Below are 24,775 nucleotides of genomic sequence, written 5' to 3' on the forward strand. Positions count from 1 at the left end.
TCTCCTGTCTCTCTGAGTCGTCCTGATAGGCCAATATTCGACACGCATGTGATGGCGCAGGCCGTAAGGAAAAACGTCGTCATGCCCGCGCACGCGGGCATCTAAGTTTGGCCGTTCGACAGGACGGCGGGTTTGCCAAGAGCGCTGCGGCACGTCCATTCCCGAAGAGGCCGGCTTGGCGGCCGGCAGAAAAATGGATGCCCGCGTACGCGGGCATGACGATGTTTTTTCTTCGATCTGCTTGACGGTAGGCGCTGGGTCAGGCGAGTTGGTTTTCTGAAGGGCAGCAGGTTTTGATCGAATGACGGAATACTAGCTGGCGCTTTTCGTCGTAGCGACAAATGAAATGCTGATTTGGAATACGCCTGGTTCTTGCTGCCTGCCGCCGCTGCGCGGCGGCCGTTCATCCTTCGACACGCCTGCAGGGCGTGCCCTGTGCTGAGGTATCGAAGCATCAGGACGAACGGGGAAGGGCGGCCTTACAGGAATGCAAGATTGAAATGAGCGTCGAAAGAGTTAGCGGTTAGACGTGGAGCAGTCAGGTTGCGAAGCGCCCAAAAAAACGGGCCGGAATCCCCGGCCCATCAACCTCCCTCGGGTTTTTCCTCCCTCCCGGCCTTGATCGTGCTCCCTGAGCCTTCCTGTTGTATGGGTTGATTACTGGTTTGCCTGTTGGCCGGCTTGTTTGATTATTCCTGCCCGCGCCGGCGGCGCTGCACGGCGAGCATGCCTAATCCGGCCAGCACCAGCGCGGCGCTGGCGGGCTCGGGCACCGCGGCCGGGCCGGGGGTGAATCTCACCTCGTCCAGGAAGGTCCACGGGCCGTTGCTTTGCAACGCCAGCCGCAGGTAGCGCCCCTGGAAATTCAGGCCGGCCAGCTCGTAGAAATCGTGGTCCGAGGGGTCCTTGTTGGAGCGGTTGTTGGCCGCGTCAGCGGGAATGTCCAGCGAGCCCAGCAGCGTCCAGTTGACGCCGTTGCCGGCATACACGCTGAAGGAGGGCAGCACCACGTCGTTGAGCGCGTTCTGCGTCGAGCCGATGGAGACGCCGGCAATGGAGGTGATGGCGCCGAAATCGAAGTCGATGTTCACCACCGGCTTGTCCAGCCATCCGACCCATTCCACCCCGTTGTTCACCGCCCAGCCGGCCTTGCCCAGCACGCCGTCGGTCAATTCCGTGCCGGTGGAGTCCGGATAGCAGAACGCGCCGCAGCCTGTGGGTTGGTCGAAGGTGTAGCTTGGCGCGGCCTGTGCGGTGGTCGCCGCGCAGGCCGCGATGAATATGCCGGCCAAATACTTCTTCATGATCCTCTCCTGTGATGGCGTGCCCGTCCGCGACGAGCCCGCATCGAGGAATCGAGCACCACGGCAGGTTAGGAAAATCGTTTTCAGCGCGACAGGGATGAATCGACTGTCGGCTGGCCGTTTTGTCCCGGGATCATTTGGCCCCTTGACAAGGGGAGTGACACGGCCGCAGGCGGGACAATCCAGGCTGCCGCGCGCGCCATGCCCGCGCTTCAAGCCCTTGCGCCGAGCCTTCCATGACCGTTCCAACTTCCGACGAACACGCGATGCGCCTGGCGCTCGCCCAGGCCGAGCGCGCCCACGCCGCCGGCGAGGTGCCCGTGGGCGCCGTGATCCTCCTGAACGGCGAGCCCATCGCCACCGGCTTCAACCAGCCCATCGGCACGCACGACCCGACGGCGCATGCCGAAATCGTGGCGCTGCGCGCGGCGGCGCGGCACGTGTCGAACTACCGGCTGCCGGACTGCGAGCTGTTCGTCACGCTGGAGCCCTGCGCCATGTGCGCCATGGCGCTGATGCACGCGCGCTTCAAGCGCATCGTCTTCGGCGCGCGCGACCCGAAGACCGGCGTGGCCGGCTCGGTGCTGGACCTGTTCGGCTACCGCGAGCTGAACCACCACACCGTCATCGAGGGCGGGCTGCTGGGCGAGGAGTGCGGGGAGGTGCTGCGGCGCTTCTTCCGCGAGCGCCGGGCGCAGCAGAAGGCGCTGCGGGCGGCGGCGCTGGACGCGGCGGGGAGCGTCGGCTCCGACGGGCTGCCGCCGGCCGGCACGGCTTGAAGGCGCAGGCAAAAAAAGGGGCCGGTCGAACCGGCCCCAATTCCCCTTGAGATTTCCTCCCCGACTGCATGGCTGCAGGTTAAGGGCCGCCGCGGCGGGGCGACAGGGAGGAAGCGCCTGTGGGAGATGGGTGGTTTGTCCTGGGACAGTCGGCCGCACTGCATAGATACTCTAGTATCCGTAGAGCAACTAGATCGCCTTTGTCGGCAGTCTTGTACCTGACCTCATGCCCAAGCAATCTCAGGCTCAGAGCCACCTGCGTTACCCGTTGACGAGCCTGCTGGGCAGCGCAGGGAGCGTGCGCATGCTGCGCGCCCTGGTGGCGGACCGCGCGCCGCAGTCGGTACCCCAACTGGCACGCCAGGCGGGCCTGTCGCCCAGAGGCGCGCGGCAGGTGCTGGACGGCCTCGTGGGTCAGCGGCTGGTCCAGGCGCACGGCATCGGGCGGGCGCAGGTGTACCTGCTCAACGAGTCTCACCCTTTCGCGCATCCCATCGCGGCGCTCTTCCGGGAAGAAGCACAGCGCTGGGAGCGGCTGCTTGCCACGGTGCGCGACGTGCTATCAGTGCGCGGCGCCGGCGTGGAGGCCGCCTGGCTGTACGGCAGCGTCGCGCGCGGCGAGGACACGCCGCAGAGCGACCTGGACATCGCGCTGCTGGTGGCGTCCCGCGAGGTCACGGACCAGGTGCGTGAGGCGTTGATGCCCGTCGAGGACGAGCACCATGTCCATGTCTCGCTGACCGGACTGACGGCCGAAGAGCTGGCCGGATTGCCGGAGGATGACCCGTGGTGGCGCGATGTCATGCGTGATGGACGTGTCCTGAAGGGATCGGCGCCGGGGGCTGCAAGGCAGCGCCTGATGAGGGCCGCGGCATGACGAACCAGGGTGCACGCAGGGCCGCCGCGGACGGCGAATGGTCGGGCCGCCTGACGCAGGCGCGTGAGTTCCACGAGTCGGCGCGCATGCTCGTGACGCTGGCCGGGAACAGCAGCTACAACGGGGCCATTACGTTGATGGTCACGGCGGCGATTGGCTATGCCGATGCCATCACGGCGAACCGCAAGGGCGTCGTGAACCGCAAGGACCACCAGGCCGCGCCGCGCCTGCTGCGCGAAGTGCTGGGCAACGCGCTGCCTGAGAAGCAGGAGAAGTTCTTTCGGCGGATGCTGGGCCGCAAGGACGAGGTCAACTACGGCGCGCGCAGCACCACGCACGAGGAAGCGCAAAGGTTGCTCGCGGAACTCGACGACTTCGCAGCCTGGGCCGAGGGCGTGCTTTGAGTTGAAGGAGGGCGGATCGGCACATTTGCTGCGCCACAATCCCCCTCAATGACGATTTCCCTGACCCTGTTCTCCCCCTCCGGCGTGGTGGCCAGCGCCGCGCCGCTGAAACGGGCCGTCAAGCGGCTCAAGAGCTTCGGTTTCGACGTGAGCGTGGACGAGTCCGCGCTGGCGCGCTTCCAGCGCTTCGCCGGCGACGACGACACCCGGCTCGCCGCGCTGCACCGCATCGCCCAGGCCGCGCCCTCCGTTGCCCTGGCCACGCGGGGCGGCTACGGCCTGACCCGGCTGCTGGACCGCATCGACTGGAAGCTCCTGGCCCGCAGCGTCGAGCACGGCACGCGCTGGGTCGGCTACAGCGACGTCACCGCCCTGCAGCTCGGCCTGCTGGCCCACACCAAGGCCGAGAGCTGGGCCGGGCCACTGGCGCTGGACGACTTCGGCAAGGAGGACGCCGCCGGCGGGCTCGACGAGGTCACGCCCGAGGTGTTCTGCGAGGCCATGAACGGCGAGCTGGAGGCGGTGGGTTTCAGGACCGAGGCCGGCTTCGACGGGCTCGACGCCAAGGGCACGCTCTGGGGCGGCAACCTCACCGTGCTGAGCTCGCTGCTGGGCACGCCGCACTGGCCCAGGGTGCGCGGCGGCATCCTGTTCCTGGAGGACGTCAACGAGCACCCGTACCGCGTCGAGCGGCTGCTGCTGCAGCTGCAGCAGGCCGGGGTGCTGCAGGCGCAAAAGGCCATCCTGCTGGGCCACTTCAGCGACTGGAAGAAGTCGCCGCTGGACCGCGGCTACGGGCTCAAGCAGATGGTCGAGGCGCTGCGCGCGGTGTGCAGCGTGCCCATCCTCACCGGGCTGCCCTTCGGGCACGTGCCCACCAAGCTGTGCCTGCCGGTGGGGCGCAAGGTGCAGCTCATCGTTGACAAGCGCGACGTGTTCATCGGATGGGAACACAGCCACCACCACCACGAGCACTAGGCCGCGGCTTCGGCCCGGCCCCACGGCACCGGCACCGGCCGGCGCCGTGGCTGCTGCTGGTGTTGCCGGCGCTGGCGCTGCTGCTGGCCCTGTCCGGCTGCGACAACAGCCCCTATCCCCGAGGCACCGCCGAGAGCAACACGCTGCTCAACGCCTTCCAGGAGCGCAGCCCGCGCACGCTGGACCCGACCAGCTCCTACAACACCAACGAGACGCCCTACACCTACCAGGTCTACGAGCCGCTCTACGGCTACCCGTACCTGGCCACCGACGACTACAGCCGCCTGGAGCCGCGCTCGGCGGCCGCCGTGGTCGAGCCGCGCTACCTCGACGCGCAGCGCAACCCGCTGCCCGCCGACGCCGACCCGGCGCGCATCGCCTTCAGCGTCTACGACATCCCCATCCGCCAAGGCGTCCACTTCGCGCCGCATCCGGCCTTCGCGCGCGACGAGGCCGGCCGGTACCGCTACCACGCGCTCCAGGCCGGCGACGTGGGCGACCGGCGCAGCCCGCTGGAGTTCGAGCACCGCGACACGCGCGAGCTCACCGCCGAGGACTTCGTCTATGCCCTGAAGCGCCACGCCAGCCCGCGCGTGGAGGCGCCCGTGTTCGGCGTGTTTTCCGAGCACGTGCTGGGCTTGAAGGAGCTGGGCGCGACGCTGCGCCAGGCCGATGCCGAGCTGCGCCGCGGCCTGCCGGCGTCGGCGCTGGACAGGCCCTTCCTGGACCTGCGGCGCTGGAACATCGAGGGCGCGCAGGCGGTCGAGCCGCACCTGCTGCGCATCACGCTGCGAGGGAAGTACCCGCAGTGGAAGTACTGGCTGGCCATGACCTTCATGGCGCCGATCCCGTGGGAAGCCGAGGCCTTCTACGCCCAGCCCGGCATGGTGGCCGCGGGCCTGAGCCTGGCGACCTGGCCGGTGGGCACGGGGCCGTACATGATGACCCAGCGCATCACCGACCGGCTGCACGTCATGGAGCGCAACCCGCGCTACCGCGGCGAGCCCTATCCGTGCGAGGGCACCGAGGCGCACCGCCGCGCCGGGCTGCTGGACGATTGCGGCAAGACCATGCCCTTCATCGACCGCATCGTCTCCATCAACGAGCGCGAGAAGCTGCCGCACAAGGCCAAGTTCGTGCAGGGCTACCTGGACCTGCCGGCCATCGAGAACCAGACCTGGGGCATCGAGTTCCTGAGCGACATGCAGGACTCGGCCGACACCGCGAAGCTCTACCAGGAGCGCGGCTTCCAGTTCCCGAAGACGGTCGATCTGACCATCAGCTACCTCGGCTTCAACTGGCTGGACCCGGTGGTGGGCCGCGGCGACACCCCCGAGCAGCAGGCACGCAACCGCAAGCTGCGCCAGGCCATCGCCATCGCCATCGACTACGAGGAGTACAGCCGCATCTTCCCGAACCGCGCCGGCGAGGCCGCGCACGCGCCGCTGCCCAAGGGCCTGTTCGGCTCGCGCCACGGCACGGTCGAAGGGCACAACCCCGTCACGCACCGGGTGGTGGACGGGCGCGTGCTGCGGCGGCCGATCGAGGACGCGCGCCGGCTGCTGGCCGAGGCCGGCTATCCGGGCGGGCGCGACGCGAAGAGCGGCCGGCCGCTGACGCTCTACTACGACTTCCAGCGCGTGCCCACGCCGGAGATCCGCTCCGAGCTGGACTGGTTCACGCGCCAGATCGGCAAGCTAGGCATCCAGCTTGAGATCCGCGCCACCGACTACAACCAGTTCCAGGAAAAGATGCGCAACGGCCGCGCCCAGCTCTTTACCTGGGCCTGGCATGCCGACTATCCCGACCCCGAGAATTTCCTGTTCCTGCTCTACGGGCCCAACGCCAAGGTGGGCCATGACGGCGAGAACGCCGCCAACTACGCCAACGCGAAGTTCGACGCGCTCTACAAGCGCATGCAGTCGCTGGATGACGGGGCCGAGCGCCAGCGGGTCATCGACGAGATGGTGGCGATCCTGCGCGAGGACGTGCCCTGGGCCTTCGGCGTGTTTCCCTATGCCGCGGCCGCCTTCCAGCCCTGGGTGCGCAACGGCCAGCCCAGCGTGCTGGCCTTCGACCGCGCCAAGTACTACCGGCTCGACACGCAGATGCGCGCGCAACGCTGGGCCGAGTGGAACCGGCCCGTGTGGTGGCCGCTGCTGCTGCTGCCCGTGGGTTTGGCGCTGCTGGCGTGGCGGCTGCGCGCGCTGTGGCGCGCGCGCGAGGCTGCGGCCGGGCGCAGCGGCGAGCCGGCGGGCGCCGGTGCCGCCAAGGCGCCGGGGAGGGCCGCCGCATGATCAACGCCATCCTGCGGCGCACGGGCTACGCGGTGCTGGTGCTGGTGGGCGTGAACCTGCTGACCTTCCTGCTCTTCTTCACCGTCAACACGCCCGACGACATGGCGCGCATGAACATCGGCGGGCGCCGCGTCAGCGCGGAGCAGGTGGAGAAGTGGAAGGCCGAGCGCGGCTACGACCAGCCGCTGCTGTGGAACGAGCAGGCCCAAGGCACGGACAAGCTCACCCGCACCGTGTTCTGGCAGCGCTCGGTGTCGCTGCTGTGGCTGGAGTTCGGCCGCTCCGACGCGCAGAACGCCGTGGACATCGGCCGCGAGATACGCACCCGCATGCTCGTGAGCCTGCAACTGGCCATCCCGATCTTCATCCTGCAGCTCATCGCCTCGGTCGGCTTCGCGCTGGTGCTGGTGTTCTTCCGGCACTCGCGCATCGACTTCTGGGGCGTGGTGCTGTGCGTGCTGATGCTCTCGATCAGCAGCCTGTTCTACATCATCGTCGGGCAGCTGCTGTTCTCCCGCATCTTGAAGCTGGTGCCCATCTCCGGCTTCGCGCCAGGGCTGGATGCCGTGAAGTTCCTGATCCTGCCGGTGGCCCTGAGCCTGCTGGCACGCCTGGGCGGCGAGGCGCGGCTGTACCGCGCGATGCTGCTGGAGGAAGTCAACAAGGACCACGTCCGCACGGCGCGCGCCAAGGGCCTCGCCGAGCCCGCCGTGCTGCTGCGCCACGTGCTGCCCAACGCGATGATCCCGATCCTCACCAGCGCCGGCTCCTATCTTCCCTACGTGTTCCTGGGCAGCCTGCTGTTCGAGAGTTTTTTTGGCATCCCGGGGCTGGGCGCGTACGTGGTGGACGCCATCGCGTCGCAGGACTTCGCCGTGGTGCGCGCCATGGTGTTCCTGGGCTCGCTGCTCTATGTCGCCGCGTTCCTGTTGATCGACATCGCCTACACCTGGGTCGATCCCCGGGTGCGGCTGGAGTGAGGCGCTGATGCTCGCGTCCCTGCCCAGGCCCGTGCTGCTGTGGACCGACGCCGTGCTGTGGCTGCTGGTAGCCGCGCTCGCGTTCTACGGCTGGCGGCTGCGGCGCATCCCGCCGCTGCGCGCACCGTGGCGGCGGCTGCTGCACGACGCGCCGGCGCTGTGCGCGCTGATCGTCTTCACGCTGTTCGCGGTGGTCGCGCTGCTGGACAGCGTGCATTTCCGGCGCGCGTTGCCGGCCTCGAACGCGGCCACGGCGCAGGGCGAAGTCTTCTACGCCACGAACACCGAGAGCCTGCTCGACCTGGTGCTGGCGCGCCCCATTCAAATGCGCGAGGCCAGCTACTCCGCGCCGCTGGCCGCCTTCGGCTTCAACCGCCAGAGCGTGGAGCAGGGCGGCGAGGTGGTGCGCGCTTTCCCGCGGCTGCAGCACGGCGGCGCGCACCTGGCCGACCCGGTGCGGGACCGCGCCGGCGACATCGCGGCGCGCTCCGCCGCAGGCGCCGCGGGCGGGCTGGCGGTTGCGGCCGCACTCCTGGCGCTGGCGGTGCGCTGGCGCTCGCGGCGCAAGGGCATTCCGTGGCGCTGGGCGCTCAAGGACATCGTGCGCGACCGCACCCGCGTGCCGCTGCGCGCCGCCCTGCTGTGCTCCGCCGTGCTGTGCGTGCTGGTGGGCATCGTCGCCGCGCTGGCCGGCCATTACCACGTGCTGGGCACGGACCGCACCGGCAACGACGTGCTGGTGCAGGCCCTCAAGAGCGTGCGCACCGCCTTCGTCATCGGCAGCCTGGCCACGGTCGCCACGCTGCCGCTGGCGCTGGTGCTGGGCATCGTCGCGGGCTACCTGCGCGGCTGGGCCGATACGCTGATCCAGTACCTCTACACGGTGCTGTCGGCCGTGCCCAACGTGCTGCTGATCGCCGCATGCGTGCTGATGGTGCAGGTCTTCATCGACCAGAACCCGGATCTGTTCGCCACCGGCGCGGAGCGCAGCGACCTGCGCCTGTTCCTGCTGTGCGTGATCCTGGGCCTGACCGGCTGGGCCACGCTGTGCCGGCTGCTGCGCGCGGAGACGCTGAAGCTGCGCGAGATGGAGTACGTGCAGGCCGCGGCGGCCTTCGGGCTGCCGGCGGGGCGCATCATGCTGCGCCACATCCTGCCCAACACGCTGCACCTGGTGCTGATCACGACCGTGCTCGACTTCTCCGCGCTGGTGCTCTACGAGGCGGTGCTGAGCTACGTGGGCGTGGGCGTGGACCCGTCGCTCAACAGCTTCGGCGGCATGATCAACCTGGCCCGCAGCGAGATGAGCCGCGACCCGCTGGTGTGGTGGAGTTTTACTTCCGCCTTCTTCTTCATGCTGGCGCTGGTGCTGTCGGCGAACCTGCTGGCGGATGGGGTGCGCGATGCCTTCGACCCGCGGGCGCGGGCGCTGCGGGTGAGGCAGGCGTGAGGGGTATGAAGGACATGGGCGCCATCAGCAGCGCAGGCGGCATGAGCGGCATGAGTGTTCATCCAGCGCATCCCGGAGCCGAAATGCCCCGCCCACTACTTCGTCATTCCCGCGAAGGCGGGAATCCAGGCGGCCCCCAAGTCGGCCGTGGGCTGAGGAGGTGGCGCGCCGAGGCCCGGACACCGGCACGCCTGCATGGCCTCTACGCTCTGGCGTGGGACCGCCTGGATCCCCGCCTGCGCGGGGATGACGAAGTAGGAAGCGTGGTGCCCCAGCTTCCGGCCAACGACAGGCATCTACCATGAACGACACGTCGCGCCAGCACGTTGCTCCTTCCGCATCGGCCCGCCTCGACGTCCAGGACCTCGACGTGCGCATCGACGCCGAAGGCGGCACGCTGCCGGTGGTGGACGCGCTGACGCTGGCGCTGCAGCAGGGCCAGACCGTGGCGCTGGTGGGCGAGAGCGGCTGTGGCAAGAGCATCACGGCGCTGGCGCTGATGCGGCTGCTGCCCGAAGCCGGGCGCATCACCGGCGGGCGCGTGATGCTCGACGGGCAGGACCTGCTCGCGCTGCCCGAAGCCGGCATGCGGCCGTTGCGCGGGAAACGGATCGGCATGATCTTTCAGGAGCCCGCCACCAGCCTGGACCCGGTCATGACCGTGGGCGACCAGCTCGTCGAGGCCATCGAGCGCCACCTGCCGCTGCGCGGGCACGAGGCGCGCGAGCGGGCGCGGCAATGGCTGGCGCGCGTGGGGCTGCCGGAGCGCGCCTTCGACAGCTATCCCTTCACGCTCAGCGGCGGGCAGAAGCAGCGCGTGATGATCGCCATGGTGCTGGCCACCGAGCCCGACTACCTGCTTGCCGACGAGCCCACCACGGCGCTGGACGTGACGGTGCAGGCGCAGGTGATGGAGCTACTCAAGACGCTGCAGCGCGAGCAGGGCCTGGGCCTCCTGCTGATCACGCACGACCTGGCGCTGGTCTCGGGCTTTGCGCAGCAGGTGGCGCTGATGTATGCCGGGCAGCTCGTGGAGATGGCGCCCGCCGGGGCCTTCTTCCGCGCGCCGGCGCACCCCTACGCGCAGGCGCTGCTGCGCGCGCTGCCCGATGCCCACGCGCGCGGCGAGCCGCTGGCGGCCATCGCGGGCAGCGTGCCGGGGCTGTCGGAGCGGCTGTCGGGCTGCCGCTTCAAGCTGCGCTGTCCGCATGCCATGCCGGTGTGCAGCGCGCCGGTGCCGCTGTTCCGGCCGGGCGAGGCGCGGCAGGTGCGCTGCGTGTTGTATGCGCCCGGCGCCGTGCCGCCGTCGCCACGCGAGACGGCGGCGGCGCTGCAGGCACCGGCCACCGCCGCGGCACCCGAGGCCGCGGCGGTGCCGCGGGACGAGGCATGGTCTCAGGCGGCCGGCGCGCCGGCGCTGCTGGGGGTTGAAAACCTGGCGGTGGGCTATCCCATCCGCAAGGGCCTGTTCCGCCGCGTGGTGGGCCACGTGGAGGCGGTGCGGGGCGTGAGCTTCGAGATGCGCGCCGGCCGCACGCTGGCGCTGGTGGGCGAGAGCGGCAGCGGCAAGACCACCGTCGGCAAGGCCATCGTGCAGCTGCTGCGCCGCCAGGCGCGGGTGACGGGCCAGGCGCTGCTCGACGGGCGCGACCTGTTCGCGCTGCAGGGCGACGAGCTGCGCGCCGCGCGCGCGCAGGCGCAGATCGTGTTCCAGGATCCGTTCGGCTCGCTCAATCCGCGGCTGCGCGTGGCCGAACTGCTGGAGGAGGGTCTGCAGGCCCTGCTGCCGCAGCTGGGCCCGGCCGAGCGCCGTGCGCGGGTGGAGGCGCTGGCGCGCCAGGTGGGCCTGCCGCGCGACGCGCTGCAGCGCTGGCCGCACGAGTTCTCCGGGGGGCAGCGCCAGCGCATCGCCATCGCGCGCGCGCTGGCGGTGAAGCCGCGGCTGCTGGTGTGCGACGAGCCGACCTCGGCGCTGGACGTGTCGGTGCAGGCGCAGATCCTGAACCTGCTGCGCGAGCTGCAGCAGCGCCTGGGGCTGGCCTACCTCTTCATCACGCACAACATCGGCGTGGTCGGCTACCTGGCGCACGACGTGGCGGTGATGCAGGGCGGGCGGCTGGTGGAGATTGGGCCGTCGGAGCAGGTGCTCAACGCGCCGCGGCACGAGTACACGAAAGCGCTGCTGGCGGCGGTGCCGCGGCTCAAGGTGCCGGCAGCGTGATGCCGGGGCGCCCCCAGCCGATGAAACCACGGGCAGCTGGCCGCAGCCGGTAGGAGTCGTTCACCGCGCGCTGCGCGTCCCCAACGCGTGGAAGCACGGCTCATACGCATCGCATTTGGTCGTCGAACACCACCCCGTTCGCCCTGACCCTTCGATACCTCAGGACAGGGTGCGCCTGCGGCGCATCGAAGGGTGAAGCCGTCAGGCTGGTAGGGAGGCCAGAAGCTGTGGGCTCCATGAACCGTTCGGACTGATGCTTCGATACCTCAGCACAGGGTGCGCTACGCGCATCGAAGGCCGAATCTGACAGGCTCGGATGCCCGCACCACGGTGCGGGCCGTCCACCCTTCGATACCTCAGGGCGAACGGAAAGGGGTTGTCCGGCGGATAAGTCCGTTCCGTATCAGTGGCCGGTCAGCCGGTCGCGAGCTTCTTCATAGGCCACTGGCTGCAGACGCGAAAAAGCCGCCCGCAGGCGGCTCCTTCATCGTGGCGGCGGCGCGGTTCGCGCCCCGGTTCAGCCCAGCGCCTGCAGCGCGCGGGCGGTGATCTCTTCGACCGTGCCCAGGCCGCTGATCTTGGCGTAGCGCGGCGCGGCGGCGTCGCCGGTTTCGGCCCAGCTGGCGTAGTAGTCGACCAGCGGACGCGTCTGGCTCTGGTAGACCTGCAGGCGCTTGCGCACGGTCTCTTCCTTGTCGTCGTCGCGCTGGATCAGCGCCTCGCCGGTGGCGTCGTCCACGCCTTCGGCCTTGGGCGGGTTGAACTTGACGTGGTAGGTGCGGCCCGAGGCCACGTGCACGCGGCGGCCGGCCATGCGCTCGATGATGGCCTCGTCGGGCACGTCGATCTCCAGCACCAGGTCCAGCTTCACGCCAGCGTCGCGCATGGCTTGCGCCTGCGGGATGGTGCGCGGGAAGCCGTCGAACAGGAAGCCCTTGGCGCAGTCGGGCTGCGCGATGCGGTCCTTCACGAGGCCGATGATGATGTCGTCGCCGACCAAGCCGCCGGCGTCCATCACCTTCTTGGCTTCCAGGCCCAGCGGGGTGCCGGCCTTGACGGCGGCGCGCAGCATGTCGCCCGTGGAGATCTGCGGAATGCCGTACTTCTCGCAAATGAAGGCGGCTTGCGTGCCCTTGCCGGCGCCCGGTGCGCCCAGAAGAATCAGTCTCATTGTCTTCCTTGAATGATGGAATGCGCCCGTGGGCCAGGCACTTCGCCAGCCAGGGCGGCCAGCGTTGTCTGCGTGAAATTTAACACGCGGGTCTTTTCGCCAAGCTGACGCGGCGCAACCGTCACGCCCCGTGCCGGCCTGGCCCGGCGTGACCGCCGTCACGCCATCGGCACGGCCGCAAAGGGGTCGTCAGGGTTGCGTCAGCATCGATCTGGCCGGCCCGCGGGGCCGGCCTGGACCTCAGCCCGGCGCCGCCCCCAGCAGCGCGCGCACGCGCTCCAGGTCCTCGGCCGTGTCCACGCCGGGGCCGGGCGCCTGCGCCGCGACGTGCACGGCGATGCGCTCGCCGTGCCAGAGCACGCGCAGCTGCTCCAGCGACTCGATGCGCTCCAGCGGCGAGGGCTCCAGCATCGGGTAGCGGCGCAGGAAGCCGGCGCGGTAGGCGTAGATGCCGACGTGGCGCAGCGGCGCCGGCGTGGGCAGCGCGAGCGGCGGCACGGCGTCGCGCCAGCAGGGCACCGGCGCGCGGGTGAAATACAGGGCCCGCCCGGCGGCGTCGAGCACCACCTTGACCACGTTCGGGTTGCGCCAGTCGCCCTCGGCCTCGATGGCGTGCGCGGCCGTGCCCATCACGCAGTCCTCGCGCGCGTCGAGCAGCGCGGCGCAGGCGTCGATGAGCGCCGGGTCGATCAGCGGCTCGTCGCCCTGCACGTTGACCACGATGTCCTCGCCGTCCAGGCCCAGCAGCGCGCAGGCCTGCGCCAGGCGGTCGCTGCCGGTGGCATGGTCCTTGGCGGTCAGCACCGCCTCGACGCCGTGCGCGCGGCAGGCCTCGGCGATGCGGTCGTCGTCGGCCGCCACCACCACGCGGCGCGCGCCGGAGAGCGCCGCGCGCTGCGCCACGCGCACCACCATCGGCAGCCCGCCGATGTCGGCCAGCGGCTTGTCGGGCAGCCGCGTGGAGGCGAGACGCGCCGGGATCAGGACGGTGAACTCGGTGGCCGGAACCGTGGCGCTCATTGGAGCCCCCTCGCGCTGCGCGCGGTCCCCCCGTGGGGGACGGATCGCCGCCTTCGGAGCGGCCGTGCGGCGGCGCTCATACCGCCGCCGCGTCGCCGGGCAGGGGGTTCAGCGGCGCGGGCGCGTCCAGCGCGCGGGCCTCGCTCTCCAGCATCACGGGCAGGCCGTCGCGGATGGGATAGGCCAGCCGGTCGGCCGGGCACAGCAGCTCGCGCGGCTGCAGCTGCGTGTCGCGCAGCATCTCCAGCGGGCCCTTGCACACCGGGCATACCAGCAGTTCGATCAGTCGGTGGTCAAGGCTCATGGGTCGGCAACGGAAGCAGGAGGAAAGGCGGGAAAGGCGGGAGGCGGGGGCGGCGCCGGGAGCAGCTGCGAGAGCGCCGAAACGAAGCCGCCGGGGAGGGCGAAGTCTAGCGCCACGACCCACACGCGCGTCCCGGCGCAGCGCCGCGCGTCGAGCTTGATCGCGTCCTTCTCGGTCAGCACCACGTCGGTCGTGCCCGGCGGCCAGGGCAGCGTGGCGTAGTCGTGGTGGTCGGGCACCGGGCAGGGCGACAGGCTCAGGCCCTGAGCCCGCAGCATCGAGAAGAAGCGCTCCGGCGAGCCGATGCCGGCCACGGCGACGACGGGCCGGCCCTTGAGGGCAGCGAGCGCCTCCAGGCTCGGCGGCTGGCCGGCCCACCAGTCGCCCAGCTCCACCGCGCCAGCCAGCCGCCGCTGCGCGCACCAGCCCGGCAGCGGCGTGCTGGGCGCGCCCGCGTTGTAGAGCACCACGCTGCGCCGCGGGACGTTGTCAGGCAGCCGCTGCCGCATCGGGCCGGCAGGCAAGGTCAAACCGTTGCCGGCGCCGCGGTCGTCGAAGACGATGACCTGCGCGTCGCGCGCCAGGCGCCAGTGCTGCAGCCCGTCGTCGGCCAGCAGCAGGTTCACCTGCGGATGCGCCGCGCACAGCGCCCGCGCCGCGGCGATGCGATCCCGCCCCACCACCACCGGCGCGCCGCTGCGCAGGTGGATCAGCAGCGGCTCGTCGCCCACCGCGCGCGCGCGGCTGTCGCGCCGCACCTCGGCCACGCCGCCCTCGGCGCGGCCGTGGCCGCGCGAGATCACGCCCGGCGTCCAGCCCAGCGCGCGCAGCGCCTGCACCAGCGCGATGACGGTGGGCGTCTTGCCCGCGCCGCCGACGATCAGGTTGCCGACCACCACCACGGGCAGCCCGGCGCTTTCGGCAGGGGTACTGCGGCGCCGGCGCTCGGCCAGCGTCTCGTACAGCGCCGACAGCGGGCGCAGCAGCCGCGTCGCCGCCGTGGGCCGTGCCTGCCACCAGCGCCGCTGCAGCGCCCGGCTCAGGCGCGCGAGCAGGCCGGGCTCAATACTGCTCACCGCCGCGCGTGGCGAAGGTCAGCCGCGCCAGGCCCACGCGGCGCGCCGCGTCCATGACGTTGACCACCGACTGGTGCGCGGCGGTGGCGTCGGCGTTGACGATCACCATGGGCTGCTGCAGTCCCTGCGCCGCGGCGCGCAGCTCGGCGGCGAGCAGCTCGACGCTGCGGCCCTCGACCAGGCGCTGGTTGACGGCGTAACGGCCATCGGCCGCGACCGACACCACGACCTCCTGCGGCTTCTGCTCCAGCGGCCGGGTGTGGGCCGTGGGCAGCGTCAGCTCCAGCGCGGTGAGCCGGGTGAAGGTGGTGGACAGCATCAGGAAGATGATGACCACCAGCAGCACGTCGATGAACGGGATCAGGTTGATCTCCGGCTCGTCGCGCCGCGGCTTGCGGAAGTTCATGGCTGCTCTCGTGCGGTGGGCGTGCGCGGTGGCGGGAGACTCAGGCCGCGCGCGCCGCCGCGGTGGCCGCGGACTGGCGCAGCAGCAGCGGCAGCAGCCGCTCGGCGGCCTGCTCCAGCCTGAGCGCGTACTCGTCCACGCGGGCGCGGAAGTAGCGGTAGAACAGCAGCGCGGGGATGGCGATGGCCAGGCCGAAGGCGGTGTTGTAGAGCGCCACCGAGATGCCGTGCGCCACCTGCTGCGGGCTGCCCGCGGTGCCGGGCGCCTGCGCGCCGAAGATCTCGATCATGCCCACCACGGTGCCGAACAGGCCCAGCAGCGGCGCGGCGGTGGCGATGGAGCCCAGCGCGGTGAGGTAGCGCTCGAGCTGGTGCACCGCGGCGCGCCCGGCGCTCTCGAAAGCCTGGCGCAGCCCCGCCTCGCCGATGCGCGGCTGCTGCGCCGCGCTGCGCAAGCCCGCGGCCAGCACCTGGCCCAGCACCGAGTGCTGCTCCAGCTTGCTGACCACGTCGGGCCCGGGCAGCGGGCCGCGCGCGAGCTGCAGCACCTCGTCGAGCAGCCTGGGCGGCACGATGCGCGCGGCGCGCAGGCTCACCAGCCGCTCGATGATCAGCGCCAGGGCCAGCACCGAGCACAACAGCAGCGGCCAGATCGGCCAGCCGGCGGCTTGTATGATCGAAAACAACGGCGTCCCCGAGGAAAAAGTCTTTGGACCAGAGAGCCGGGACGGCCGCCCGGGCGAACCGGGAATTATGCCGAAGGCTTTTTCCAGGTCCGACCGGTACGACCGGTACGACAAGCCGGGCACCCGCGGCCGGTTCGCCGCTTGCCCTGTCCACCGCCGCTGTGGACAAGCTTGTGATCAGCGCCGGGACAGCGCGCGTAACTGCTTGCCGCCCGGGCGCTGCCGCTGGATTGCCTCCTTTTCGAGCACAACAACTTCTTCTGCATTCCACATGGAGTACGAGCGCATGGCCGAGCCGAGCACGATGGCGCGCCAGGTCTGGGGCGTGTCGGCCCTGCTGCTGGCCCTGGGCGATGCGCTGGCCGCGCGCTTCGGCGCCTGCGCCGTGCGCGGCGAGCTCTCGGGCTTCACGCGCGCGGCCAGCGGCCATTGCTACTTCACGCTCAAGGACGCCGACGGCCAGGCCGCGGCGCTGCGCTGCGCCATGTTCCGCCGCGCCGCCTCGCTGCTGGACTTCAATCCGCGCGACGGCCAGCAGGTCGAGATGCGCGGGCGCGTGGCGGTGTACGAGCCGCGCGGCGAGCTGCAGTTCGTGGTCGAGGGCATGCAGCTCGTGGGCACCGGGTCGCTCTACGAGCAGTTCCTGCGGCTGAAGGAGCGGCTGCAGGCGCAGGGGCTGTTCGACGCGTCGCGCAAGCGGCCGCTGCCGCGCTTTCCGGCGCGCGTGGGCGTGGTCACGTCGCTGGCCGCGGCGGCGCTGCGCGACGTGCTCACCACGCTGGCGCGGCGCGCGCCGCATGTCGAGGTCGTCGTCTATCCCAGCCCGGTGCAGGGCGCCGAGGCGCCGGCGGCACTCGTCGCCGCGCTGCGCCAGGCGAACCAGCGCCGCGAAGTGGACGTGCTGATCCTGTGTCGCGGTGGCGGCTCGCTGGAAGATTTGTGGGCCTTCAACGACGAGCGCGTGGTGCACGCGGTGGCCGAGAGCGAGATCCCGCTGGTGTGCGGCGTCGGCCACGAGACCGACGTGAGCCTGGCCGACTTCGCCGCCGACCTGCGCGCGCCCACGCCCACGGCCGCGGCCGAGTTGATCGCGCCGTCGCAGGCCGAGTCGATGGAGCAGCTCGCCACGCTGGCGCGGCGCATGCGCCGCCAGGTGCAGCGCCAGCTGGAGCGCCAGGCGCAGGACCTGGACCAGCGCGCGCTGCAGCTCGCGCGCCCGGGCGCCGTGCTGGCGCGCCATGGCCAGCAGCTGACTCGGCTGGAGGAGCGCGCGCGCCACGCGCTGCGCCACGCGCTGCAGCGCGCGGCCGAGGCGCCGCAGCGGCTGGCCGACCGCCTGGAGCGCGCGCAGGGCGTGCAGCGCGAGCGCGCCGCGCTGCGGCTGCAGGGGCTGGCGCAGCGTCTGGAGCGGGCCCAGGGCGTGGAGCGCGAACGCGCCGCGCATCGCCTGCAGGCGCTGGCGCTGCGGCTGCAGTCGCTCGACCCGAAGCGGGTGCTGTCCCGGGGCTATGCCTGGGTCACGGACGAGGCCGGGCAGCCCATCGTCTCGGCGCGCGCGCTGCAGCCTGGGCAGCGCGTGCAGGCGGTGTGGAGCGACGGCCGCGCGCAGGCGCAGGTGCTGCAGGTGCATCCCGACGCCGACGGCTGAGTCCTGGGTCGAGGCGAACGTGGCCCGGCGCACGTGCGCCAAGCCCCCGGCACCGTCCGTGAACTACTGCGCACACTCCTACAATCCCCGAGGCTTTGCCACCTGCGCGACCTTTGACGCGCGTCAATGAAACCTGGAGAGAAGATGGAACACGTCCTGCCCCCGCTGCCCTACGGCTACGACGACCTGGCCCCGCACTACAGCCGCGAGACCCTGGAGTACCACCACGACAAGCACCACAACGCCTACGTCGTGAACCTCAACAACCTCCAGAAGGGCACCGAGTTCGAGAACCTGCCCCTCGAGGACATCATCAAGAAGTCCTCCGGCGGCATCTACAACAACGCCGCGCAGATCTGGAACCACACCTTCTTCTGGAGCTGCATGAAGCCCAACGGCGGCGGCGAGCCCGGCGGCGCGCTGGCCCAGGCCATCAACGCCAAGTTCGGCTCCTACGCCGCGTTCCGCGAGGCCTTCGTCAAGAGCGCCGTGGGCAACTTCGGCTCGGGCTGGACCTGGCTGGTGGGCAAGGCCGACGGCACGGTGGACATCGTCAACATGGGCGCCGCCGGCACCCCGCTGACCACCGGCGACAAGCCGCTGCTGACCGTGGACGTGTGGGAACACGCCTACTACATCGACTACCGCAACCTGCGCCCGAAGTTCGTCGAGACCTTCCTCGACAAGCTGGTGAACTGGGAGTTCGCGGAGAACAACTTCGCCGCCTGACGCGTCAGGACTGCGGCGCCCGGCAGCGGGCGTCGCTTGAGCGATGTCAAGAGGCCGGTCGTTGCGATCGGCCTTTTCGCTTCAGCGCGGCGCGCTGAAGGGCGCGCCGCTAAGCTTCGCGCCGGCCTGGATGCCGCGCTTGGCAAACCAGCCCTGGTTCATCTCCAGCGCATAGCGCACCGGCTTGGCCGAGCAGTGGGAGTCCAGCGCCTTCGGCTTCATGTCGGCGATGTTCACCACCGTCCCGTCATCGGCCAGGAAGGCGATGGACAGCGGCAGCAGCGTGTTCTTCATCCAGAAGCACTGCTGCGCCGGCTGCTCGAACACGAACAGCATGCCCTCATGAGCGGCCATCTCGCGCCTGTGCATCAGGCCGGTGGCGCGCTGCTCGGGCGTGAGCGCCACCTCGGCGCGGATGTTGTGCATGCCCGCGTGCAGCGTGATGGTTTCGAGCCGCTGGGGCTGGGCTTGCTGTGCCAGCGCGGCAGGGGTGGTGAGTGCCAGGGCCAGCAACGCCGCCAGGGATACGCGTGTCTTGATCTTGATCATGCCGTGTCCGGGGGGTGAACCCTAGATTATCCGTGTCGTCGGGCCCCTGGCCGGCGCTCGCCCGAAGTGCCGATGAACGCTCCCACCGCTCCCCTGGACAACGCCCTGGACACCCCCACGCAAACGCCCACGCCGCAGCCTCAGTCGCAGCCGACGGAACTCGCCGTCCTCGACGACCCGCAGGAACAGCAGCGCTTCACGCGCTGGCGCGTGGACCGCGACGGGCACCGCACGGGCGAGTCGGTGCTGCGCCTCTCCGGCATGTGGTGTGCCGCCTGTGCCGACACCATCGAGCAGGCGCTCATGGGCGTGCCGGGCGTGGCCTCGGCGCGCGTGAGCGCCTCGGCCGAGCGCGCCCGCATCGAATGGGACCCGGCACGCACCCGCGTGGCCGACATGGTCCAGGCCATCCGCCGCGCCGGCTACGACGCCGTGCCCGACGCCGCCGCCCCGGCACGCGCGCTGCGCCAGGCCGAGAGCCGGCAGGCCGTGTGGCGGCTGTTCGTGGCCTGGTTCTGCATGATGCAGGTGATGATGCTGGCCTGGCCGATCTACGTGGCCCGGCCCGGCGAGATGGCGCCCGACCTGTGGCAGCTGCTCAACTGGGGCTCCTGGGTGCTGAGCGTGCCGGTGGTGTGGTGGTCGGCCGCACCGTTCTTCAAGGGCGCCTGGCGCAGCCTGCGCACCCGGCGCATCGGCATGGACGTGCCCGTGGCGCTGGGCGTGGCCGTCACCTTCGTGGCCAGCAGCGGCGCCACCTTCGACCCGGGCGGCATCTTCGGCCACGAGGTCTATTTCGACTCCCTCACGATGTTCGTGGCCTTCCTGCTGGCCGGGCGCTACCTGGAGATGCGCGCGCGGCACCGTGTGGCCGCGACGCTGGAGGAGGCGCTGGCGCGCATGCCGCAGACCGCCGTGCGCGTGCGCGAGGACGGCACGCTGGAGATGGTGAGCGTGAACGCGCTGCGCCCGGGCGACCTGGTGCAGGTGGCGCTGGGCGAGAGCTTCCCGGCCGACGGCGCGCTGGAGGACGGGAGCACCCAGGCCGACGAGGCGCTGCTTAGCGGCGAGTCGCGCCCGGTGGACAAGCAGCCCGGCGACGCGCTGGTGGGCGGCGCCGTCAACGTCGGCGCGCCGGTGCGCATGCGCGTGCAGCGCGTGGGCGCCGACACGCGCTACGAGCACATCGTGGCGCTGATGCAGCAGGCGCTGACCGAGCGCCCGGCGCTGGCGCGCTCGGCCGACCGCTGGGCGCGGCCCTTCCTGTGGGTGGTGCTCGTGCTGGCCTTCGGCGCCGCGGCGGTGTGGAGCGTGGTGGACCCGTCGCGCGCGGTGTGGGTGGCCGTGTCGGTGCTGATCGTGACCTGCCCCTGCGCGCTGTCGCTGGCCGCGCCGTCGGCGCTGGTGGCCGCGGCCGGCGGGCTGGCGCGCCGCGGCGTGCTGCTGCAGCGCCTGGACGCGCTGGAGGCGCTGGCGCGCGTGCGCCGGCTCTTCATCGACAAGACCGGCACGCTGACCGAGGACCGGTTCACGCTGCGTGACGTCCATCACGATCCCGCCTTGGCGCAGGCCGGGCTCGACGCGCTCAAGGCTCGCGCCGCGGCGCTGGCGCGCTGGTCCACGCACCCGCTGTCGCGTGCGCTGGTACAGGCCATGGAGCCTGCGCCGCCCCAGGCGCCAAGTGCACCGGCGGACGGCGAGGGCGGCTGGCAATCGGTGCGCGAGCAACCAGGGCAGGGCCTGGCCGCGCTCGACGCGCAGGGCGTGGAGTGGCGCCTGGGCCGCGCGTCGTGGGTGGCGGACGCGCCCGCGCAGGACGGCGGCGACGCGCTGCAGGTGGTGTTCGGCCCGCGTGGCCAGGCGCTGCTGACATTTGGTTTCGAGGAGCGGCTGCGCGAGGACGCGGTCGCGGCGATGGCCGCGCTGCGCGCCGCGGGCATCGAGCCCGCGCTGCTGTCGGGCGACGCCGAGGCGCGCGTGCAGCGCGTGGCTCAGCGCCTGAGCCTGCCGGTGGCGCAGGCCGGGGCCACGCCCGAGGCCAAGCTGGAGGCCGTGCGCCGCGCGCAGGCCGCGGGCGAGGTGGTGGCCATGGTCGGTGACGGTGTCAACGATGCGCCGGTGCTGGCGCAGGCCGACGTGTCCTTCGCCATGGGCGAGGGCGCGCTGGTGGCGCGCGTGCATGCCGACGCCATATTGCCCTCGCAAAGGCTGCAGGCCCTGGCCGAGGCGCGAACTATTGCCGCCAGGAGCATGCGCATCGTGCGGCAAAATATCGTGTGGGCCGCCTCCTACAACGCGGCCTGTATCCCGCTGGCGCTCGCAGGCTGGCTCCCTCCCTGGGCCGCCGGCCTGGGCATGGCAGCGAGCTCACTGCTCGTCGTGGGCAACTCGCTGCGCCTCTCGCGCTGACGGACGATGGAAATCCTGTACCTGCTCATTCCGCTGTCGGCGCTGCTGGTGCTGATGATCATCGGCGTCTTCGGCTGGGCGCTGCATGGCGGGCAATTCGATGAACTCGACCGCGAAGGCGAGCGCATCTTGAATGCGGATGGGGAAGCGTTGACGGTGATCAAGCTTGGCGAAAGCCCTGCGCCGAACAATGCGCCCCGGGTGGATTCTCACTAAGAAGGAGGCCAGTGATGGCTCAAGCGGCGCAACCGGGCAGTCCGGTTTTCAGCGACGGCCCAGTGCGATTGTTCGCACTGGCGTCGGTGCTTTGGGGTGTGGTGGGCATGTTGGTCGGCGTCTTCATCGCCGCGCAACTTGCCTTCCCTGATCTGACGTTCGGCATTCCCTGGTTGAGCTACGGACGCTTGCGCCCGCTGCATACCAACGCGGTCATCTTCGCCTTCGGCGGCTGCGCGCTGTTTGCCACGTCCTACCACGTGGTGCAGCGCACCTGCCAGACGCGCCTGTTCGCGCCGGGCCTGGCCATGTTCACGTTCTGGGCCTGGCAGCTCGTCATCGTGGCGGCCGCCGTCACGCTGCCGCTGGGCTACACCTCCGGCAAGGAATACGCCGAGCTGGAGTGGCCGATCGACATCCTGATCGCCGTGACCTGGGTGTCCTACGCGATCGTGTTCTTCGGCACGGTGGGCATCCGCAAGGTTCGCCACATCTACGTGGCCAACTGGTTCTTCGGCGCCTTCATCATCGCCGTGGCCCTGCTGCACATCGTCAACAGCGCCGCCGTTCCCGTGAGCCTGTTCAAGTCCTACTCGGCCTACGCCGGCGTGCAGGACGCGATGATCCAGTGGTGGTACGGCCATAACGCCGTGGGCTTCTTCCTGACCGCGGGCTTCCTGGGGATGATGTACTACTACATCCCCAAGCAGGCCGAGCGCCCGGTGTACTCGTATCGCCTGTCGATCGTGCACTTCTGGGCCCTGATCTTCACGTACATGTGGGCGGGTCCGCACCACCTGCACTACACCGCGCTGCCCGACTGGACGCAGAGCGTGGGCATGATCTTCTCGCTGGTGCTGCTGGCGCCGAGCTGGGGCGGCATGATCAACGGCATCATGACCCTCTCGGGTGCGTGGCACAAGCTGCGTGACGACGCGATCCTGAAGTTCCTGATCGTGGCGCTGTCGTTCTACGGCATGTCGACCTTCGAAGGTCCGATGATGTCGATCAAGACCGTCAACGCGCTGTCGCACTACACCGACTGGACCGTGGGCCACGTGCACTCCGGCGCCCTGGGCTGGGTGGGCATGATCTCGATCGGCTCGCTGTACTTCCTGATCCCGCGCATGTTCGGCCGCAAGACGATGTACAGCACCCGCGCTATCGAGCTGCACTTCTGGGTGGCCACCATCGGCATCGTGCTGTACATCGCCGCGATGTGGATCGCCGGCGTGATGCAGGGCCTGATGTGGCGCGCCGTGAACCCCGACGGCACGCTGGTCTACAGCTTCGTCGAGAGCGTCAAGGCGACCTACCCGTTCTACATCATTCGCCTGCTCGGCGGCCTGCTGTACCTGTCCGGCATGGTGATCATGCTGTGGAACACCGTCATGACGGTGCGCAGCGGCAAGGCCGTGACGACCCCGGTGCCCCTGGCCGCGGCTCACGCTGCCTGACCTGGATTGAGGAAAGACCGACATGGCACACGCAAAACCGACTGGTCACGAGAAGATCGAGACCAGCAACTTCCTGATGATCGTGCTGATCCTGGTCACGGTCGCCTTCGGCGGCCTGGTCGAGATCGTCCCGCTGTTCAACCAGCACAGCACGACCAAGCCGGTGGAAAACCTCAAGCCGTACACGGCGCTGCAGCTCGCAGGCCGGGACGTCTACATCCGCGAGGGCTGCTACAACTGCCACTCGCAGATGATCCGTCCCTTCCGCGCCGAGACGCTGCGCTACGGCCATTACTCCATGGCCGGCGAGTTCGTCTATGACCATCCCTTCCAGTGGGGCTCCAAGCGCACCGGTCCGGACCTGCACCGCGTGGGCGGCAAGTTCAGCGACGAGTGGCACCGCATCCACCTGATCAACCCGCGTGACGTGGTGCCCGAGTCCAACATGCCGGCCTACCCGTGGCTGGACAAGGCCGCGCTGAACCCGGCCGACGTGGCTCCGAAGATGGCTGCGCTGCGCAAGGTGGGCGTGCCCTACACCGACGACGAGATCGCCAAGGCGGCCGACGACGTCAAGGGCAAGACCGAGCTCGACGCGGTCGTGGCCTACCTGCAGGTGCTCGGCACCGCGCTGAAGTAAACCGGCAAGCGGGAGCACACAGCGATGGACATGGACATCAATGCCCTGCGCAGCGTCGTGACGGTGGCCAGCTTCGTGCTGTTCCTCGGCATCGCGCTGTGGACCTGGAGCAGCAAGCGTCAGCATTCCCAACATGAAGCGGCAGCCCAGCTGCCCTTCCTCGACGAGGATGGCGAGTCCGTCGCTGCGGCAGCGGCCCGCTTCCAAGGGAGCAACAAATGAGTGATTTCATCAACAGTGGCTGGTCCTGGTACGTGATCAGCATCGTGGTCGGCGGGCTTGCGTTCTGCTTGTTCGTGCTGATGGTGGCCAGCAAGCGCAAGGTGATGGCCGACGACAACACGACGGGCCATATCTGGGACGAGGACCTGAAGGAGCTCAACAACCCGCTGCCGCGCTGGTGGCTGTGGCTGTTCGTGATCACGGTCATCTTCGCGGCCATCTACCTGTCGCTGTACCCGGGCCTGGGCGCCAGCAAGGGCGCCTTCGGCTGGACCTCGGTGGGCCAGTATCAGGCCGAGCAGGAGAAGGCCCGCGCCGCCATGGCGCCCGTGTACGCCAAGTTCGTCGCCATGCCGGCTGAAGAGCTGGCCAAGGACACGGCGGCCATGGGCATCGGCGAGCGCCTGTTCGTGAACAACTGCGCCGGTTGCCACGGCTCGGATGCGCGCGGCGGCAAGGGCTTCCCGAACCTGACCGACAACGACTGGCTCTACGGCAGCGGGCACGACAAGATCAAGGAGACGATCGCCAACGGTCGCCAGGGCATGATGCCCCCGATGGCCGCGGCCATCGGCGGCGGCGAGAACGTGCGCAACGTCGCCCACTACGTGCTGAGCCTCTCGGGCAGCCCGCACAACGCGGTCTACGCGCAGCTGGGCAAGGAGAAGTTCGCGGTCTGCGCCGGCTGCCACGGTGCCGACGGCAAGGGCATGCAGGCCGTGGGCGCGCCCAACCTCACCGACAAGGTGTGGCTGCACGGCTGGGGCGAGCAGGCGATCATGAACATCGTCAACAACGGCAAGACCAACGTCATGCCGCAGCACGCCAGCCGCCTCAACCCTGAGCAGATCCACGTGCTCGGCGCCTACGTCTGGAGCCTGTCCCGCAAGGACGGCGCCCCGACGGCGCAGTAAGCGATCCAGCGCTCCTGCGGGCGCTGCCGCAGGGCTCAC

The 24,775-nt window shown here is 70.2% G+C and carries 24 protein-coding genes; 16 read left to right on the forward strand and 8 right to left on the reverse strand.

Features of this window, described 5'->3' with window-relative positions; all coding sequences use genetic code 11:
- Positions 1–689: 689 nt before the first annotated feature.
- Positions 690–1,304, reverse strand: a complete 615-nt coding sequence (locus tag FJ694_RS10410; RefSeq protein WP_157266700.1) for a discoidin domain-containing protein — start codon at positions 1,302–1,304, stop codon at positions 690–692.
- A 236-nt stretch (positions 1,305–1,540) separates the two neighbouring features.
- Here FJ694_RS10410 and tadA point away from each other — a divergent pair, with 236 nt between their 5' ends.
- The 8 genes from tadA to FJ694_RS10450 all read left to right on the forward strand — a co-directional run bounded on the left by tadA (position 1,541) and on the right by FJ694_RS10450 (position 11,290).
- On the forward strand, positions 1,541–2,083 hold the full coding sequence (tadA, locus tag FJ694_RS10415; protein WP_157266702.1) for a tRNA adenosine(34) deaminase TadA: 543 nt from the start codon (positions 1,541–1,543) through the stop codon (positions 2,081–2,083).
- Positions 2,084–2,309: 226 nt separating this feature from the next.
- The gene (locus tag FJ694_RS10420) at positions 2,310–2,960 is read left to right on the forward strand and encodes a nucleotidyltransferase domain-containing protein (RefSeq protein WP_157266704.1); all 651 of its coding nucleotides are present in this window, start codon (positions 2,310–2,312) and stop codon (positions 2,958–2,960) included.
- Positions 2,957–3,364, forward strand: a complete 408-nt coding sequence (locus FJ694_RS10425; protein ID WP_157266706.1) for a hypothetical protein — start codon at positions 2,957–2,959, stop codon at positions 3,362–3,364. Before FJ694_RS10420 ends, FJ694_RS10425 begins: the two co-directional genes overlap by 4 nt.
- A 48-nt stretch (positions 3,365–3,412) precedes the next feature.
- Positions 3,413–4,342, forward strand: a complete 930-nt coding sequence (locus FJ694_RS10430; protein WP_157266708.1) for an LD-carboxypeptidase — start codon at positions 3,413–3,415, stop codon at positions 4,340–4,342.
- Positions 4,309–6,639 carry an ABC transporter substrate-binding protein gene (locus FJ694_RS10435; protein ID WP_157266710.1) on the forward strand — a complete coding sequence of 777 codons (2,331 nt, stop codon included), beginning with the start codon at positions 4,309–4,311 and terminating at the stop codon, positions 6,637–6,639. Before FJ694_RS10430 ends, FJ694_RS10435 begins: the two co-directional genes overlap by 34 nt.
- Entirely contained in the window at positions 6,636–7,619 is a 984-nt protein-coding gene (locus FJ694_RS10440) for an ABC transporter permease (RefSeq protein ID WP_157266712.1), read from the forward strand. Before FJ694_RS10435 ends, FJ694_RS10440 begins: the two co-directional genes overlap by 4 nt.
- 19 nt (positions 7,620–7,638) lie before the next feature.
- Positions 7,639–9,069 (forward strand): ABC transporter permease, encoded by a 1,431-nt coding sequence (locus FJ694_RS10445; RefSeq protein ID WP_157266894.1) that lies wholly within the window; start codon positions 7,639–7,641, stop codon positions 9,067–9,069.
- 301 nt (positions 9,070–9,370) lie between these two features.
- Positions 9,371–11,290, forward strand: coding sequence for an ABC transporter ATP-binding protein (locus tag FJ694_RS10450; RefSeq protein WP_157266714.1), 1,920 nt, complete (start codon positions 9,371–9,373; stop codon positions 11,288–11,290).
- Between the two features lie 517 nt (positions 11,291–11,807).
- Here FJ694_RS10450 and adk read toward each other — a convergent pair.
- The 6 genes from adk to FJ694_RS10480 all read right to left on the reverse strand — a co-directional run bounded on the left by adk (position 11,808) and on the right by FJ694_RS10480 (position 15,952).
- Positions 11,808–12,461, reverse strand: coding sequence for an adenylate kinase (gene adk, locus FJ694_RS10455; protein WP_157266716.1), 654 nt, complete (start codon positions 12,459–12,461; stop codon positions 11,808–11,810).
- Between the two features lie 240 nt (positions 12,462–12,701).
- Positions 12,702–13,481: a 3-deoxy-manno-octulosonate cytidylyltransferase gene (gene kdsB, locus FJ694_RS10460; protein WP_157266718.1), complete on the reverse strand. Its 780-nt coding sequence runs from the start codon at positions 13,479–13,481 to the stop codon at positions 12,702–12,704.
- Between the two features lie 76 nt (positions 13,482–13,557).
- Positions 13,558–13,785 carry a Trm112 family protein gene (locus FJ694_RS10465; protein ID WP_157266720.1) on the reverse strand — a complete coding sequence of 76 codons (228 nt, stop codon included), beginning with the start codon at positions 13,783–13,785 and terminating at the stop codon, positions 13,558–13,560.
- Positions 13,782–14,861, reverse strand: a complete 1,080-nt coding sequence (lpxK, locus tag FJ694_RS10470) for a tetraacyldisaccharide 4'-kinase (protein WP_232539978.1) — start codon at positions 14,859–14,861, stop codon at positions 13,782–13,784. The genes FJ694_RS10465 and lpxK overlap by 4 nt, the downstream gene beginning before the upstream one ends.
- Complete coding sequence (locus tag FJ694_RS10475; protein WP_157266722.1) at positions 14,848–15,267, reverse strand: ExbD/TolR family protein; 420 nt, start codon at positions 15,265–15,267, stop codon at positions 14,848–14,850. The genes lpxK and FJ694_RS10475 overlap by 14 nt, the downstream gene beginning before the upstream one ends.
- A 40-nt stretch (positions 15,268–15,307) precedes the next feature.
- Complete coding sequence (locus tag FJ694_RS10480; RefSeq protein WP_157266724.1) at positions 15,308–15,952, reverse strand: MotA/TolQ/ExbB proton channel family protein; 645 nt, start codon at positions 15,950–15,952, stop codon at positions 15,308–15,310.
- A gap of 286 nt (positions 15,953–16,238) precedes the next feature.
- Here FJ694_RS10480 and xseA point away from each other — a divergent pair, with 286 nt between their 5' ends.
- Positions 16,239–17,600, forward strand: a complete 1,362-nt coding sequence (gene xseA / locus FJ694_RS10485) for an exodeoxyribonuclease VII large subunit (protein WP_157266726.1) — start codon at positions 16,239–16,241, stop codon at positions 17,598–17,600.
- A 144-nt stretch (positions 17,601–17,744) separates the two neighbouring features.
- The gene (locus FJ694_RS10490; RefSeq protein ID WP_157266728.1) at positions 17,745–18,329 is read left to right on the forward strand and encodes a superoxide dismutase; all 585 of its coding nucleotides are present in this window, start codon (positions 17,745–17,747) and stop codon (positions 18,327–18,329) included.
- Between the two features lie 81 nt (positions 18,330–18,410).
- On the opposite strand, the gene FJ694_RS10495 is transcribed toward FJ694_RS10490, so the two are convergent.
- A complete protein-coding gene (locus FJ694_RS10495; protein ID WP_157266730.1) occupies positions 18,411–18,878 on the reverse strand; it encodes a DUF192 domain-containing protein in 468 nt (155 codons plus the stop codon).
- A 72-nt stretch (positions 18,879–18,950) separates the two neighbouring features.
- On the opposite strand from FJ694_RS10495, the gene FJ694_RS10500 reads away from it, so the two are divergent.
- Genes FJ694_RS10500 through ccoP form a run of 6 tightly spaced genes read left to right on the forward strand, consistent with a single transcriptional unit; the run spans position 18,951 to position 24,736 of the window.
- Positions 18,951–21,287, forward strand: a complete 2,337-nt coding sequence (locus FJ694_RS10500) for a heavy metal translocating P-type ATPase (protein ID WP_157266732.1) — start codon at positions 18,951–18,953, stop codon at positions 21,285–21,287.
- 6 nt (positions 21,288–21,293) lie between these two features.
- The gene (gene ccoS / locus FJ694_RS10505; RefSeq protein WP_157266734.1) at positions 21,294–21,503 is read left to right on the forward strand and encodes a cbb3-type cytochrome oxidase assembly protein CcoS; all 210 of its coding nucleotides are present in this window, start codon (positions 21,294–21,296) and stop codon (positions 21,501–21,503) included.
- 14 nt (positions 21,504–21,517) lie between these two features.
- Positions 21,518–22,960: a cytochrome-c oxidase, cbb3-type subunit I gene (gene ccoN, locus FJ694_RS10510; RefSeq protein ID WP_157266736.1), complete on the forward strand. Its 1,443-nt coding sequence runs from the start codon at positions 21,518–21,520 to the stop codon at positions 22,958–22,960.
- A gap of 22 nt (positions 22,961–22,982) precedes the next feature.
- A complete protein-coding gene (gene ccoO / locus FJ694_RS10515; RefSeq protein WP_157266738.1) occupies positions 22,983–23,600 on the forward strand; it encodes a cytochrome-c oxidase, cbb3-type subunit II in 618 nt (205 codons plus the stop codon).
- Between the two features lie 24 nt (positions 23,601–23,624).
- Entirely contained in the window at positions 23,625–23,822 is a 198-nt protein-coding gene (locus FJ694_RS10520) for a cbb3-type cytochrome oxidase subunit 3 (protein WP_232539979.1), read from the forward strand.
- Positions 23,819–24,736 carry a cytochrome-c oxidase, cbb3-type subunit III gene (ccoP, locus tag FJ694_RS10525; RefSeq protein ID WP_157266740.1) on the forward strand — a complete coding sequence of 306 codons (918 nt, stop codon included), beginning with the start codon at positions 23,819–23,821 and terminating at the stop codon, positions 24,734–24,736. Before FJ694_RS10520 ends, ccoP begins: the two co-directional genes overlap by 4 nt.
- Positions 24,737–24,775 lie beyond the last annotated feature (39 nt).

Origin of the sequence: Azohydromonas aeria, from assembly GCF_009760915.1 — a bacterium.
Lineage (GTDB): Bacteria > Pseudomonadota > Gammaproteobacteria > Burkholderiales > Burkholderiaceae_C > Azohydromonas > Azohydromonas aeria.